The sequence below is a fragment of the Microbispora sp. H10670 genome (assembly GCF_014161385.1).
In the GTDB taxonomy this organism is placed as follows: domain Bacteria; phylum Actinomycetota; class Actinomycetes; order Streptosporangiales; family Streptosporangiaceae; genus Microbispora; species Microbispora triticiradicis.
The window spans coordinates 139,627-155,059 of record NZ_JABBWW010000016.1 but is presented as its reverse complement, the minus strand read 5'-3'; the positions used below and the strand labels follow the sequence as shown (position 1 = coordinate 155,059).

The 15,433-nt window shown below is 69.9% G+C and carries 9 protein-coding genes; 1 reads left to right on the top strand and 8 read right to left on the bottom strand.

All coding sequences use genetic code 11. The features are described 5' to 3' along the window. Nucleotides 1–197: 197 nt before the first annotated feature. Entirely contained in the window at nt 198–617 is a 420-nt protein-coding gene (locus HHX33_RS22380) for a DUF5980 family protein (protein WP_182876320.1), read from the bottom strand. Nucleotides 618–1,160: 543 nt separating this feature from the next. Between HHX33_RS22380 and HHX33_RS22375 the strand changes: the two genes are divergently transcribed. Further along, entirely contained in the window at nt 1,161–3,737 is a 2,577-nt protein-coding gene (locus HHX33_RS22375) for an LVIVD repeat-containing protein (protein WP_220502074.1), read from the top strand. A 90-nt stretch (nt 3,738–3,827) separates the two neighbouring features. Here HHX33_RS22375 and HHX33_RS22370 read toward each other — a convergent pair whose 3' ends face one another. From HHX33_RS22370 to HHX33_RS22340, 7 genes are all read right to left on the bottom strand, one after another. Continuing rightward, the gene (locus HHX33_RS22370; protein ID WP_182876319.1) at nt 3,828–7,379 is read right to left on the bottom strand and encodes a lectin; all 3,552 of its coding nucleotides are present in this window, start codon (nt 7,377–7,379) and stop codon (nt 3,828–3,830) included. Between the two features lie 76 nt (nt 7,380–7,455). Beyond that, nucleotides 7,456–8,304, bottom strand: a complete 849-nt coding sequence (locus HHX33_RS22365) for a sugar phosphate isomerase/epimerase family protein (protein WP_396785398.1) — start codon at nt 8,302–8,304, stop codon at nt 7,456–7,458. Then, nucleotides 8,286–9,509 carry a substrate-binding domain-containing protein gene (locus HHX33_RS22360; protein ID WP_111700201.1) on the bottom strand — a complete coding sequence of 408 codons (1,224 nt, stop codon included), beginning with the start codon at nt 9,507–9,509 and terminating at the stop codon, nt 8,286–8,288. The genes HHX33_RS22365 and HHX33_RS22360 overlap by 19 nt, the downstream gene beginning before the upstream one ends. 13 nt (nt 9,510–9,522) lie before the next feature. Continuing rightward, entirely contained in the window at nt 9,523–10,455 is a 933-nt protein-coding gene (locus tag HHX33_RS22355; RefSeq protein ID WP_182876317.1) for an ABC transporter permease, read from the bottom strand. Next, a complete protein-coding gene (locus tag HHX33_RS22350) occupies nt 10,452–11,453 on the bottom strand; it encodes an ABC transporter permease (RefSeq protein WP_182876316.1) in 1,002 nt (333 codons plus the stop codon). Before HHX33_RS22350 ends, HHX33_RS22355 begins: the two co-directional genes overlap by 4 nt. Continuing rightward, entirely contained in the window at nt 11,450–12,874 is a 1,425-nt protein-coding gene (locus HHX33_RS22345) for a sugar ABC transporter ATP-binding protein (protein WP_208758890.1), read from the bottom strand. Before HHX33_RS22345 ends, HHX33_RS22350 begins: the two co-directional genes overlap by 4 nt. A gap of 733 nt (nt 12,875–13,607) precedes the next feature. Further along, the gene (locus tag HHX33_RS22340) at nt 13,608–15,431 is read right to left on the bottom strand and encodes a ThuA domain-containing protein (RefSeq protein ID WP_182876315.1); all 1,824 of its coding nucleotides are present in this window, start codon (nt 15,429–15,431) and stop codon (nt 13,608–13,610) included. Nucleotides 15,432–15,433: the final 2 nt, after the last annotated feature.

Sequence of the window (15,433 nt, the reverse complement as noted above, 5' to 3'; positions counted from 1 at the left end):
CGCATACCCGCAGGTGGGGAAGGGAAACCTCCGACCGCGCCGCCCGGTTCGGCGAAGACGTTCCAGACGGCTGCATCAACGATCGGCATAAGGGGAGGCCACGGCCCGCCGACGGCGACCCCGCGACGGTCCTCGGCCGGCCGCCGGAGACAGCGGACTGCTCCGGCGGCCTGCGCGGTCGGGACGTCCTCCGCGAATCAGGGGCAGCTGTCCTTCACGTGGATCGTGATCGGGTTGGTCTGGGTCACCGTTCCGTCCGATGCCACCAGGTGCGCGGTGTAGGTGCCGACGGGAGCCGGCGCGATCGACACCCCGACGAAACCGTTCACGAGCGTCGGGTCGCTGTTCGATCCCGGGCCGCCGATCAAGCCGCCCATGACGGTGGAACCGGAGGGCAGGTCGGTCAGTCCGAGTGTGATGTTCGCCGACCAGGTTCCGGTGACCTGGGCCAGGAAGTACGTGCCCGGGTGACCGAAGCGCGATGTGACGCACGTCTGCTGATGGATGTCGTTCAGCGTCCACGTCGCCGCCGAGGCCGGCGGGGCACCGGCCAGCGTCAGCGCCAGTCCGGTCGTCAGGCCGAGTGCCAGCCTGACGGCACGATGGGGTGATTTCACAGGACCTCCTGACTTCTTGTGTCTGGGAGTTGACTGCGCGATCACTGTAATTTACGGTTCAACCTCTTCGGGAGGGGGGTTTCACATACCAAGATTCACCGGCCGGTGCCGCGAAGCCGACCGGGTCCGGCCGGACGCGGCGGCGCGTCTCACCTCGTCGCCCCCCGTCCGTGCTGGACGTTCGCCGGACTTTCGCCGGCACCCCCACAGCCCTGGTCAGATACCGCAACTTATGCAACGAATGCGTCACGGTAACCGCTTTCAAATGCCGTGAGCTGCGTGTCCGGAATAATCAGATATGTCGTCCTATGGAACATCAAAATCCTTTCCGTTACAGTTCGCGGGAACCACCAATGGGATCTTCCCCCCACGCCGGCCTCGTACGGAGGCACCGGCCAGGCCCCTGGTCGTCCACCGGCCACGCGCCGGCTCAGGGGAGGAGGTGCCGTAAAGAAAGGGAAACGGCCCGTGACGAGTAGCCGTTTGGCGCGTGGGGGACGCGCTCGACTACGCAGGCTGGGAATCATCACCACTACGGGAGCGATGCTCCTGGGGCTGGCGTCCACCGCGACGGCGGCCACGGCCGACACCGACCCCCGCGTCGGTCTCGGCGCGGGCTGGCTGGACGCCCAGGAGGCCGCCGGCAACGTTCAACTGCTGACCCATCTGGACAAACCGGAAGGGTTCGTCCAGCCTTCCAATCCGGGGAACGCCTCCTACGCCAACTCCGACCTGGCCTTCGCCGGCGACTACGCCTTCTCCGGCAACTACCAGGGTTTCAACATCTACGACATCTCCAACGGCGGCAGCCCCGTGCTGAAGACGTCGGTCATCTGCCCCGGCGGGCAGGGCGACCTGTCGGTGTACGGGAACCTGCTGTTCATGTCGGTGGAGGAGACCCGCGGCCGCGTCGACTGCGGCACGCAGGGCGCGAGCGGCACGGTCAACCCCGACCGGTTCCGCGGCGTGCGCGTCTTCGACATCAGCGACATCAGCCGGCCGGTGCAGGTCGCGGCGGTGCAGACCTGCCGCGGCTCGCACACCCACTCGCTGGTGACCAGCAAGAACGAGCCGGAGAACGTCTACGTCTACGTCTCCGGCACGGCCGGCGTGCGCTCGGGTCAGGAGCTCGCGGGCTGCGCCAACACCGCGGCGACCGACCCCGGCACGTCGCTGTGGAGGATCGACGTCATCCGGGTGCCGCTGGCCGCCCCGCAGAACGCGGCGGTCGTCAGCCGGCCCCGGCTGTTCGCCGACGCGGCCACCGGGGCCGTCAACGGGCTGCAGAACACCCCGCCCACCCAGCAGCACCCGTCGGGCACCAACTGGTCTCCGCAGCCGGTCACCAACCACTGCCACGACATCACGGCGTACCCGGAGATCGGGCTGGCCGCCGGAGCCTGCGCGGGCAACGGCATCCTGATCGACATCTCCGACCCGTCGAACCCGAAGCGGCTGGACGCGGTCTCGGACCCGAACTACGCCTACTGGCACTCCGCCACCTTCAACAACGACGGCACCAAGGTCGTCTTCACCGACGAGTGGGGCGGCGGCTCGGGCGCGCGGTGCCGGGTCACCGACGAGCCGTCGTGGGGCGCCAACGCCATCTACGACATCGTCGGCGGCAAGCTGCAGTTCCGCAGCTACTACAAGCTCCCCGCGCCGCAGACGACCACGGAGAACTGCGTCGCGCACAACGGCTCGCTGGTCCCGGTCCCCGGGCGCGACATCATGGTCCAGGCCTGGTACCAGGGCGGGCTGTCGGCGTTCGACTTCACCGACTCCCGCAACCCGAAGGAGATCGCCTTCTTCGACCGCGGCCCGATCAACGCCACGTCGCTGGCGCTCGGCGGATACTGGTCGGCCTACTGGTACAACGGCCACATCTACGGCAACGAGATCGCCCGCGGCTTCGACGCCTTCAAGCTGACGCCGAGCCAGTTCCTCGACCAGGCCGAGATCAACGCGGCCGCGAGCGTGCGGCTCGGCAAGTTCAACACCCAGGCCCAGCCGAAGCTGACCTGGGAGCCGAGCTTCGACCTCGTCCGGGCCCGCTACGCGCAGGCGTCGCGCACGGGCAAGATGAGCAAGGGCGCCGCCACCTCGGTGAAGGCGGCGATCGACCTGGCCGAGCAGCTCAGCCGCAAGTCCCAGTGGCAGGCCGCCTCGGCGCTGCTGCTGGGCGCCGCCACGCTGCCGCTGAAGAAGTCGGACCCGGAGCAGGCCGCGCTGATCCAGGCGCTCAAGGACCTCGCCAAGGCCCTGATCGCCAAGCAGCCGGCCGACAGGACCGCCCCGGTGACGAGCGTGACGACCGACCCGGCGCGGCCGGCCGGCGGCTGGTTCACCGGTCAGGTCAAGGTCACGCTGACCGCCGCCGACGAGGCGAAGGGCAGCGGGCTCGACCGCACCGAGTACAGGCTGGACGGCGGCGCCTGGACGCGGTACGCCGCTCCGGTCGTCCTGTCCGGCGACGGCACGCACGCGCTGGCGTACCGCTCGGCCGACAAGGCGGGCAACGTGGAGGAGATCAGGACCGTCACGGCCAGGATCGACGCCACGGCGCCGGTCACGACCTCGACGGTCCCGCCGGCGAACGACGGCGGGGAGCACGACGGCGACGTGCAGGTGACCCTGTCCGCGACGGACGAGACGTCCGGCACGGCGCGCACCGAGTACGCGCTGGACGCCGGCGACTGGACGCCGTACGCCGGCCCGGTCACCGTCTCCGGCCCTGGTGAGCACGAGCTGCGGTACCGCTCGGCCGACAAGGCCGGCAACGTGGAGGAGGCCAAGGCGGTCAAGCTGACCATCGCCACGCCCGCTCCGCGCGTCCCGCTGACCGTGACCGCCTCCTCCCGCTGCGTGGGGACGTCGGCGTACGTGGCGGTCACGGCCGTCAACGACGCCGAGGTGCCGGCGACCGTGACCCTGACGACCCCGTTCGGCGCCAAGACGGTCGAAGGCGTGGCCCCGGCCAAGCAGGCCTACCAGTCCTTCAACACGCGGGCCGGGCAGCTCGCGGCGGGCACGGTGACCGTCACCGGGACCGCCACGATCGGCGGCAAGCAGGGCACCACCTCGTACGAGGCCGCCTACAACGCGATCAGCTGCGCCTGACCGCACCCGTGGTGACCCCCATCAGATAGAAGCGGGGCCGGCCGAATCGGCCGGCCCCGCTTTTATTGGGGGTCGAAGGTCACTCCGCGATCAGACGCGGGTCCACTTCTGGTTGTTGCCGCCGGTGCACGACCAGATCTGCACCTTCGTGCCGTTGGCGGTGCCGCTGCCGGCCACGTCCAGGCACTTGTTCGCCCCGACCGCGGTGATCGTGCCGTCGGAGTTCAGGCGCCACTTCTGGTTGTTCTGGCCGTTGCAGTCCCAGATGATCACCGCGGTGCCGTCCGCCGTGCCCGCGCCGTTCACGTCGAGGCACTTGTTGCCGTAGACGCGAAGCTCAGTGGCGCTGGTGGAGGTCCACTTCTGGTTGTTCCCTCCGTTGCAGTCCCAGATCAGCACCGTAGCGCCGTTGGTCTGCGAAGCGCCGTTGACGTCCAGGCACCGGCCCGACGCCACACCCCGCAGCGAGCTCGTCCCACCCGTGGGCGGGGTCGGCGACGCGGACGGAGAAGCGGACGGCGAGACGGAGGGCGACGGCGACGGAGAGGGCGAGGAGGTGCCCCCGTCCTGGCCGACACCCTTGCCGTTGAAGGTCAGCGAGTCGAAGTCGAACGAGTTCGCCGTCGACCCCTTGAACACGACGTAGAGGTCGCCGGTGCCACCCGGGTTGGTGACCGCCACCGACGGGAGGGAGACGTAGTTGTTCCATCCCCCGGTCGACGGCACCGAGCTGGAGGCGACGAGCGTCCCGGTCGGCGAGCCGGCGTGCAGCTCGATGGAGGCCCCGGTGCTGGACGGCGCCGACACGCGGAAGGACACCGAGTCGATCCCCGACAGGTTGACCGGCGTGTAGGAGATCCAGTCGCCGTTGGAGATGTCGCCGACGCGCCTGCCGCCCTCGGCGCCGGCCTCGTCGACGACCCGGATGCCGCTGGAGCCGTTGAAGTGCTCGGCCTGCTTGTGCTTGGGCTGCAGGGTGATGCCGGCGTCGCCCTTCAGGCCGCCCTTGTCGGTGTAGGACGCGCCCAGGACGTAGTAGACGTTGGCCGCCTCGTCGTGACCCGAGGCGGTCGTCGTGACCGTCCCGGAGCACCCGGTGAACTGGCCGGTGTCGTGGGCGTGCTGGTCGTGGCCGAGGGCGGTGAACACGTTGACCTTGGAGCAGTCGACGGTGCCGTCCTCGGGGTCGGTGACGTTGACCGTGTAGGACACCCGGTCGCCGAAGTTGATGAACCCGCCGTCCGGCGGCGCCGAGAAGACGACCTTGGGACGGGTGTTGCCGACGGCGATGGTCAGCGTGATGCTGCCCGTCTTCCCGCTCGAGTCCCGTACGGTCAGCTTGGCGGTGTAGGTGCCGTTGGCGTTGTAGGTCTTCGTCGGGTTGGCCGCGGTGGAGGTGGTGCCGTCGCCGAAGTCCCAGCTGTAGGTGATCGCCTCGCCGTCGGGGTCGGACGAGCCGGCCGAGGAGAACGCGACCGTCAGCGGCGCGGCGCCCGAGTCGGGGCTGGCGCTCGCCTTGGCGATGGGTGCGCGGTTGCCGACGACGTAGTCGATGCGGTAGATGGCGTCGTCGGTGTTCGCGTGGCCGAAGCCGTTGCCCCAGTCGGCCATGTAGAGCGCGCCGTCCGGGCCGAACTTCATGTCGATCGGCGCGTGCGGGGCGATGTTCGCCACGAACGGGTTGATCTTCAGGAGGTTGCCGGAGGAGTCGAGGCGCAACTCCTTGACGAAGTTGCGGCTCCACTCGTACAGGAAGGTCCCGCCGTCGAAGTACTCGGGGAACTTGCGGTCGGAGGTGCTGGCCGCGTCGTAGCGGTAGAACGGGCCGCCCATGGGGGCCGCGCCGCCACAGCAGTTGATCTCAGGGAACTCCGCCGAGGCGTGGTAGTTGTACCAGACGGTCGCGGGCTTGGCGGCCGGCAGGTTGGTCAGGCCGGTGTTGTTGGGCGAGTCGTTGACCGGCGCCGAGCAGTTGAACTTCGCCCCCGAGGTGTTGGTGGAGAAGTTGAAGTCGTTGAACGGCGTGTTGTTGCCGGTGCAGTACGGCCAGCCGTAGAAACCGGGCTGCTTGATCAGGTTCCACTCGACCGTGCCCTCGGGGCCGCGGTTGGAGTTGGCGCTGCCGGCGTCCGGGCCGTAGTCGCCCACGGAGAGCCAGCCGGTGACCTTGTCGACCGCGAAGCGGAACGCGTTGCGGAAGCCCATCGCGTAGATCTCGGGCCGCGTCTTGGCCGTGCCCGGCGCGAACATGTTGCCGGACGGGATCGTGTAGGTGCCGTCGGACTCGGGGTGGATGCGCAGGATCTTGCCGCGCAGGTCGTTGGTGTTGGCCGCGGACCGCTGGGCGTCGTAGTGCTCCCGGCCCGGCCGCTCGTCGATCGGGGCGTAGCCGCTGGAGGCGTTGGGGTTGGTGTCGTCACCGGGGGCGATGTAGAGGTTGCCGCCCGGGCCGAACGCGATGTAGCCGCCGGTGTGACCCGGCTCGTCGACGTTGCGGAACGCCGGAACCTCGATGATCTTCTTCTCGCTGCTGAGGTCGAGGCTGGTGCCGTTGAAGGTGAACCGGGACACCCGGTTCACCTCACCGCCGTTGGACGGCGAGTAGTTGATGTAGATCCAGCCGTTGTTGGCGAAGTTCGGGTCGAGCGCGATCCCGATGCCGCCGTCCTCGCCGCCATCGTACACGGACAGGGTGCCGATGACGCGAGTGCTGCCGCCGCCTGCGGGGATCAGGTTGACCTTGCCCGAGCGCGAGATGTAGAAGACCCGGCCGTCGGCCGCCACGTCCAGCTCCATCGGCTGGTCCGGCGCGCCGTCGAGGGTCACCTTCTGGAAGCGGGCCGTGATCGTGCCGCCGCAGTCGCCGGGCTCCGCGCCCGCCGCCCACTTCACCGCGCCCAGCAGGTGCTGCTTGAACAGCGGCTCCGAGTAGGAGGACGCGTTGTGGCCCATCGCGGTGGCCCACACCCGGCCGCCCTCCGGGTTGTGACACCAGGAGATCGGGTGGTCGGCGCCCATCTTGTTCGCGCCCGCATCATAGGTGGTCTCGTCCGCGGTGACCAGGACGTGCACCGAGCCGCGCATGTTCTTGTCGAAGTTGTACCACTCCTCGGTGCGGGTCCACCGGTCCGGCAGGCCCTTGGTCGAGGGGTGGACCTTGTCGGCGACCTTGGCGGTGCCCTGCACGATCGACGAGTGCTGCGTCATGTGCGCGCCGGCCAGCACGGTCTGGTCCCACCAGGGGAACTGCGACTCGATGTTCATGTCGACGGCGTTGTGGATCGCCACGACGCCGCGGCCGCTGCGCACGTAGGCCTGCATGGCCTGACGCTGCGCGTCGTTGTCCCACACCATGCCCGACGTCTGGAGCATGATCACCGCGTCGTAGTTGTTGAGGTTCGACGTGGTGAAGACGGAGGAGTTCTCGCTCGCGTCCAGCTGGAAGTTGTTGTCCGTCGCCAGCTGCTGGAACATCGCGATGCCGGCGGAGATGGAGTCGTGCCGGTAGGCGCCGCTCGCGGTCTTGCTGAACAGCAGCACCTTGAACTGTGGCGCCGCCGCGTGTGCCACCAGTGGCACCGCGGACAGCAGCAGCCCCAGCATGGCCGCGGCCAGTGCGGGGATCAGGCGTGATCTTCGCATGAAGGATCTCCTGGGGGGTTACCGGAAGGGGTCGGAGTTGCGGGGGTCGGTGGGGTTCGTGGTCGGGGTTCTCCGGTCAGCTCGTGAGGGTGCGGAGGAAGGCGAGGCCGTCGGTGGCGAGGGCGTCCTGGCTGGGGGCCAGGGGACGCCAGACGGACGCGGCGGTGGCGATGGTCTTGTTGTCGGCGGTGAAGGACTCGATCACGAGAGGGCCGGCGTAGCCCACGTCGCGGACGGCCGCGGCGAAGCCCGGCCAGTCGAAATGGTCGGCGCCCGGGGCGCCGCGGTCGGTCCCGCACACCTGGAGGTGGGCGATCCTGCCGCCCGCCAGGCGGACGGCCGCGAGGGGGTCCTTCTCCTCGATGTTCAGGTGGTAGGTGTCGAGGGCGAGCCCGCACTCCTCCGGGAGCGCGTCGAGTGCCTGCTCCACCGTGTTGATGACGCTGGTCTCGTACCGGTTGAGCGGTTCGACGCCGATCCTGATCCCGCGTTCGGCCGCGTACGCGACGACCGGTTTCAGGTTCTCCCGCAGCTCGCCGTAGATCGCCCGCCGCTCGTCCGGGCTCATCCGCCAGGCCCGGCCGACCGAGGCGTACGCGGGCCCGCTGACCGCCGGCGCGCCCACGGTCACCGCCACGTCCACGCAGTGCCGCAGGTAGTCCTGGGTCTCCCGGACGACCTGCGGCGAGGCGTCGACGAGTTCGCGTCCCGGCGGCATCGTGAGCACGACCGACGCGCCGAGCCCGAGCCCGTCCAGGAGGGCCGCCGCCGCCTCCGGGTCCCAGTCGCCGGGATGCTCGACCGGCAGTTCGACGACGTCGAACCCCCAGTCCGCGATCCTCGGCGCGAGGCGGGCCAGGGCCTCGCCGGTGAGCGGCGAGACCCAGACCCAGGTGTTCACCCCGATCACGACGTGCCGCCCCACTTCTCGGGGTAGCCGGGCAGGTCCTCGCAGCCGCAGAGGGCGTAGTGCAGCGGCGGCATGCCGGGCTTGAGGTAGGTGGCGAGGTTCTCCTGGGTGATCGCCGGCTGCGGCAGGTTCCAGACCTTCGGCACCTGCTCGCCCTTCAGGATCTTGAGCGCCGCGATGACGGGGGTGCGCCACTGGTACGTCGGGTAGGTCGGCGCGATCGCGGTCAGCTTCGCGTCGCTCCACTTCTTCAGGAAGTCCTGCTGATCCTCGCCGTTGATCGGCGGCACGGGCTGGCCCGCGTCCTCGAACGCCTCGACGGCCGCGACGGCGGTGGCGCCCGCGTCCATCCAGACTCCGTCGAGCTTGCCGTACCGCTGGATGTAGTCGCTGACCACGCTCTTGGTCTTCGCGGCGTCGCCGTCGGTGAACTCCACGCCGACGACCTGGAGGTCGCTCTTGTCGAACGCCACCTTCGCCGCCGACCACCGGGTCTCCAGCACGTCCACGCCGGGCAGGATGCGCAGCGCCAGGATCTTGCCGCCGGCCGGCACCTTGTCGACGAGGAACTCGGCCGCCGCGGCGCCGAAGGCGTAGCCGCCGATCGGCTTGATGAAGGTCACCGGGCAGTCGGTCTGGACGCCCCGGTCGAACACGATGACCGGCACCTTCGGGCAGGCGCCGGACACCGCGGGGGTCAGCGTGGCCGTGGTGTTGGGCGAGACGATCAGCGCGTCGCAGCCCTTCCCCGTCAGTTCCGCGATGTCGGAGATCTGCTTGTCGTCCTTGCCCTCGGCGTCCAGGGCGGTGAACTTCGTGATCTCCTTGTGCTGGGCGACCTCCGCCTGCATGGTCTTCCAGCCGACCTGCCGCCACGGGTTGTCGACCGCGGCGTTGGAGAAGCACAGGTGGTACGGCCCGGCCTTCTTGTACTTGGCGGTGTCGATGAGCTGGGGATCGATGCTCTGCTCCCACGGCTTATCCGACGGGCCGGTCGGCTGGGCCTTGCGCATCGCCATCTGGGCGTCGTAGTCGGCCTGCACGAAGAACTTCGACTGCTCCCCGGTGCCCTTGTCCGCCGGTCCGGCGGATCCGGCCGGCGCCCCGGAAGGCGCCCCGGAGGCGGAGGGCGCGGGTTTGTCGCTGGTGCACGCCGCCACCGGCAGCGTCAGCACGGCGAGCGCGGCGGCGGCGAGGAACCGCCGCGAATATGAAAGCATCGTCTTCCTTCCCTTATGAGGCAGCCGCGGCTCTCGCGCGTGGGAAGCGCACGGCTCCCAGCGCCACCGCGGCGATGATGATCACGCCCTGTACGGCCGGCTCCAGCGCCCCCGAGATGCCGTACAGGTTGAGCAGGGTGAACAGCGCCTCCAGAGTGAAGGCGCCCGCCATCGCGGCGGTCACGGAACCGCGACCGCCTCCGAGGGCCACGCCACCGAGCACCACAGCGGTGATGGCCTGGAACTCCAGGCCCTTGCCGACCTGCGCGGACACTCCCGCGAAGCCGCCGAGCAGGATCGCGGCGACCGCCGCGGACAGCCCGGAGATCATGAACGCCACCGTCCGGACCCGGGCGACCCGGACCCCGGACAGCGCAGCGGCGCGGTCGTTGTCCCCGGCCGCGACGAGCGTGTGGCCGAACCGGGCGCGCGTCGCCCAGACGGCGGCCGCCGCCACCACGACGAGGATCAGGACCGACCAGGGCACCGGGCCGAGGCTCCCCCGGCCCAGCTGGCGGAACTGCTCGGACAGCGCGCCCCGGGGCGACCCGCCCGTCCAGAGGAAGACCGCTCCCGACAGGATCAGCAGCATGCCGAGCGTCGTGATGAACGACGGGACGCGGAGCAGGGTGGTGACGGCCCCGTTGACCAGCCCGACGATCAGCCCGAACGCGATCATCAGGGCCAGCACGGGCCAGGTCGCCTCCGCCGAGCCGTCGATGAGCCGGGCGGCGATCACCACCTCGGCGGTGACGAGGGAGCCGACCGACAGGTCGAACTCGCCGGACACGATGACGAAGTACTGCCCGGCCGCGAGGATCACCAGCGGCGCGGCCCGTTTGACGAAGGCGAGGAAGGCGGGCGGCTCCAGGAAGTACGGGTTGACGACCGCGATCGCGACCAGCAGCCCGGCCAGCACCACGAAGATCGGTAGCGCTCGTCTCATCTGGTCCGCCTTCCGCGGGCGTAGATCGCCAGGGCGGCCACCAGGATCACGCCCCGTACGACGTCCTTGGCGAAGGAGTTGACCTCAAGCTGGTTGAAGATGCTGTCGAGGACGGCCAGGAGCAGGACTCCGCCGACGGTCCCGGCCACCCCGCCGCGGCCTCCGGCCAGCGCGGTCCCGCCGAGCACCACCGCCGCGATCGACTCCAGGTCGTACCCGCCGTCGGTGCCGACCGTCGGCGCGCCCGCCCCGAGCCGGGAGGCGAGCAGCAGCCCGGCGATCCCGGCGCAGACCGAGCAGAGCACGTGGGCGATGACCACCACCCGCTCGGTGCGCACCCCGGAGAGACGCGCCACCTCGGCGTCCCCGCCCACGGCGTAGATCCGGTAGCCCAGCCGGGTCCGGCTGAGCAGGAGCCACGCGCCCGCCGCCACCGCGGCCCACAGCAGCGCCGACACCGGCAGCGGCCCGATCCGGTCGTACCCGAGATGCTGGAAGGACTCGGGCACGCTGCCGGCCGGTCCGTCGTACCGCGCGTCCAGCGCGCCCCTGACGACCAGCGCGACCCCGAGGGTGGCGATGAAGGCGTGCACCCGGAGCCGGGTGACGATCAGGCCGTTCACCAGCCCGATCAGCGCGCTCACCGCCAGCGCCGCGGCGACCGCGGCCGGGACTCCTGTGTCGGCGCCCGCCATGATCTCGGCGGTGACCAGCGAGGTCAGGCTGATCAGGTAGGCGACCGAGAGGTCCAGGCTGCCGGCCAGGATCACCAGCGTCTGGCCGACCGCGACGATGCCCAGCGCCGCCGACCGCTGCTGGATGCCGACGATGTTCTCCTGGCCGAGGAACGTCCCGCCGTCCAGGGCGAAGACCAGCCAGCCGAGCACGACGAGCAGGACCAGCGCGACGTAGACGGGCCGCGCGGGCCGGTCGGCCGAGATTCTGCGGAGCAACGAGCCTCCGGCGGGCACGCGCCCGAGTTTCAGCTGCTGGGTCATGACGCGGCCGCCAGGCGCATCACGGCCTCCTCGGTGGAGCCCGCGGGCAGCTCTCCGACGAGGCGGCCGTCCCGCAGCACCACGATGCGGTCGCTCATGCCGATGAGCTCGGGCAGCTCGGAGGAGATCATCAGGACGGCCATGCCGTCCCGGGCGAGCTCACGCATCAGGTCGTGGATGGCGGCCTTGGCGCCGACGTCGACGCCGCGGGTGGGTTCGTCGAACAGCAGCACGCGCGGCGCCACCGTCATCCACTTGGCCAGCACGACCTTCTGCTGGTTGCCCCCGGACAGCAGCCGGACCTCCTGGGCGGGCCGGGGCGGGCTGAGCCGCACGCGTTCGAGCAGCCGCTCGACACCGGTGCGAGGCGCTCCGGTGGCCCGGGCGACGAGCAGGGCGTTGTCGCGCACCCGCTGGTTGGGCAGGAGCCCCTCGGCCTTGCGGTCCTCGGTGACCAGGCCGATCCCCGCGGCGATGCCCTCGCGGACCGAGCGGGGACGGCGGGGCGTCATCTCGCCGCTGGTGAAGGGCTCCGCGCCGAACAGCGCCTTGGCCAGCTCGGTGCGGCCCGAGCCCTGCAGCCCGGCCACCCCCACGATCTCCCCGGCGCGCAGGTCGAGATCGATGTCGTGGAGCCGGGCGTTGCCGCCGCCGCGTACGCTCAGGATCACCTCTCCGGGTGGTCCGGCCGCGCGGGGCGGATAGTACGAGTCGAGCTCCCGGCCGACCATCAGACGGACCAGGCCCGCGGTGTCCAGGCTCGACGCCTCCGCGGTGGTGACCCGGGCGCCGTCCTTGAGCACGGTGATCCGGTCGGCGAGGTCGAAGATCTCGCGGAGCCGGTGGGAGACGTAGAGGACCGCGATGCCGCGCGCGGTGAGCCGCCGCACCAGCGTGTAGAGCAGTTCCACCTCGTGGTCGGCGAGGGGGGCGGTCGGCTCGTCCATCACCACGATCCGGGCGTTCAGCGACAGCGCCTTGGCGATCTCGACGACCTGCTGCCGCGCGACCGAGAGCCGCCGGACGAGATCGCGCGGCCCGAACGACTCCTCGCCGAGAGACTTCAGCAGCTCGTCGGTCGCCGACTCCATCGCCGCCCGGTCGACCAGTCCCCGCCGGACGGGCTCCCGGCCGAGGAAGACGTTCTCGGCGACCGTCCGCTCCGGCAGCAGGGTGAGCTCCTGGTAGATGATCGCCACCCCGGCCCGCTGCGCCTCGATCGGATGCCCGAACGTCACGCTCCGGCCGTCGATCTCGATCGTCCCCTCGTCCGGCGCGTGCACGCCGGCGAGGATCTTCATGAGCGTCGACTTGCCCGCGCCGTTCTCCCCCACCACCGCGTGGACCTCGCCGGCGGACACCTCCAGGTCGACACCGCCGAGCACCCGGACGCCCAGGAAGCTCTTGCCGATGCCGGTCATCCTCAGCACGCGGCCCGCCCTCCGGGACGTCGTGCCGGTCCGGCCGGGACGAGCCCCCGCGCCGCAGGGGGTGGGGAGTCATGCACGGGGATCTCCTAAACGGGGGGTGGGACTCGTGCCGAGCCGGGCGCACGGTTCACCCGGCCGGCCGCCGGGGAGGAGGACCTGGCGGCCGGCCGGTGCGCGTTCCGCTCCGGTGGACGGCGGGTGACTCGGGAAGGGATTCAGCCTGGTCACAGGGAGCGGACGAACCGATTCGGGAAGAAAATAGGTCTACCAAACTTCTGTTGTCAAGCACGCTTATTTTCGTGCCATGGAGACTTCTTCTCCCGTTCCGCACCAAAGTTTCGCCACCCTCCTGCGGAAGTTGCCCTTTCACAGGACAATGACCGTGTCATGGCGACCGGGGACCCTCCACTCCACAGCCATCGGAGATCTTCCGTCCAGGGTCGTGGACGAAATGAGTATGAAACTTTCACGCTCTTGCCGAGGCCTGCCGGACCCCTTTTCATACCTGCGGACCCGCCCCTGGGGCGAACAGCCGCGCGCTCCTGACATGGGAAAAGGGACTCCTGGCACCATCGGGAGAAAATCCCCCGAATCAGCACATGCCTCCGCCTTACCAAAAAACCGGCGCGGCCCTGATCAGGGCCGCGCCGAAAATCAGGCCGGGTGCGGCGAGGCGGAGGAGGCCTCCGCATATCCCACCGCTCCCCGGATGGGACTGATGGCGTCAGACACGAGTCCACTTCTGGTTGTTCTGACCGTTACATGTGTAGATCTGGGCCTTTGTGCCGTTGGCGGTGCCGCTGACATCCAGGCACTTGTTCGCGCCGACGGCGGTGATGCTGCCGTCGGAGTTGAAGCGCCACTTCTGGTTGTTCTGGCCGTTGCAGTCCCAGATGATGACCGCGGTGCCGTTGGCGGTGCCGCCGCCGTTGACGTCGAGGCACTTGTTGCCGTAAACGCGCAGCTCAGTCGCGCTGGTGGAGGTCCACTTCTGGTTGTTCCCGCCGTTGCAGTCCCAGATCAGCACCTGCGCGCCGTTCGACTGCGAGGCGCCGTTGACGTCCAGGCACCGGCCCGACGCCACACCCCGCAGAGCGGTCGTGCTCGTCGTGGGCGGGGTCGGCGACGCGGACGGAGAAGCGGACGGCGAGGGGGACGGGGAGGGCGAGGGGGACTGCGACGGGCCGCTCAGTTCCTTGATGCGGATGTTCCGGTAGGCCACCACGTTGCCGGACCCGTGGTTCTGGATGCCGATGTATCCCTGCTGCAGGGATCGCGCCGGGTTCGTGTTGGTGAAGTCGTTGATCTTGCTGCCGTTCAGGAAGACCTGCAGCCGCTCGCCCTCGACGAGCAGTTCGTAGGTGTTCCACTGACCCGGCGGGTTCAGCGCCGCGTCACGTGCGGCGAGATCGGCCGACTTGACGCCGTAGATCGCCCCGGTCGTCTTGTCCGCGGTGTCGGTGGCGTCGATCTGGACCTCGTACCCCGTGTCGAGGGCCGTCTGGGGGTCGCTGGTGGCCGGGAACCCGACGATCACGCCGGAGTTGGAGTCGCCGGTCATCCTCCAGTCGAGCTTGAGGGAGTAGGAGCCGAACTCCTTGGCGTTGTACCACAGCATGCCCATGCCGCCCTGGGAGGTCAGCGTGGCGTCGCTGTTGGTGAACGAGCCGGGCCCGGCCTGCGTCCAGCCGGAGGTCGACCCGTTGTACAGGGCCGTGTAGCCGGTCTCCGGACGGCAGTCGGCGTTCGTGGCCTTGGCCGCGTAGCGGATGCCGCCGAGCAGCAGGGTGCGGAAGTTGGAATCGGCGTACGACTCCTGGGTGTGCCCGAGACCGGTGTAGAACGACCGGCCGGACGCCTGCGGGTGGCACCAGGTGACCGGGTGGTCGCCCATGTTCCCGCCGCTGTAGCTGCTCTCGTTCAGGCTCTGCAGCACGTGCACGTTGGCGCGCGGGTTGGTGCGGTAGTTGTACCACTCGTCGGTGCGCGTCCAGGTCTGGCCGAGATGGGCGGTGGCCGCGTGCGCGCGGTCCTCCTCCTTGAGGGTGGCCTGCTGGATCGCCGGGTGGTCCTTGAACCAGGCGCCCATCAGCTGCCCGTAGTAGGGCCAGTCGTACTCGGTGTCGGACGCCGAGTGCACGCCGACGTAACCGCCCCCGCCGTCGACGTACGACTGGAAGGCGGTCTGCTGGGTGGCGTTGAGGACGTCGCCGGTGGTGCTGAGGAACACCACGGCCTTGTACTGCGCGAGGTTGCCCGACGTGAACGCGTTCGCGTCCTCCGTGGCGTCCACGGCGAAGTCGTTGGCGGCGCCGAGTTCACGGATGGCCTGGATGCCGGCGGGGATGGAGTCGTGCCGGAACGCGGCCGTCTTGGAGAACACCAGCACCTTGAAGGCGGCGGCCTGGGCGTGGGTGGCGGGGACCACCATCGCGGCGGCGGCGGCGGTGAACGCCACCGCGGTCGCCGACAGGCGTCGCAGCACCGACGCCTTCCGGTCGCCTCCCGCACCGCGCCCGGGCGCGGCGGGGGTCAGATGTCGCAGCATGG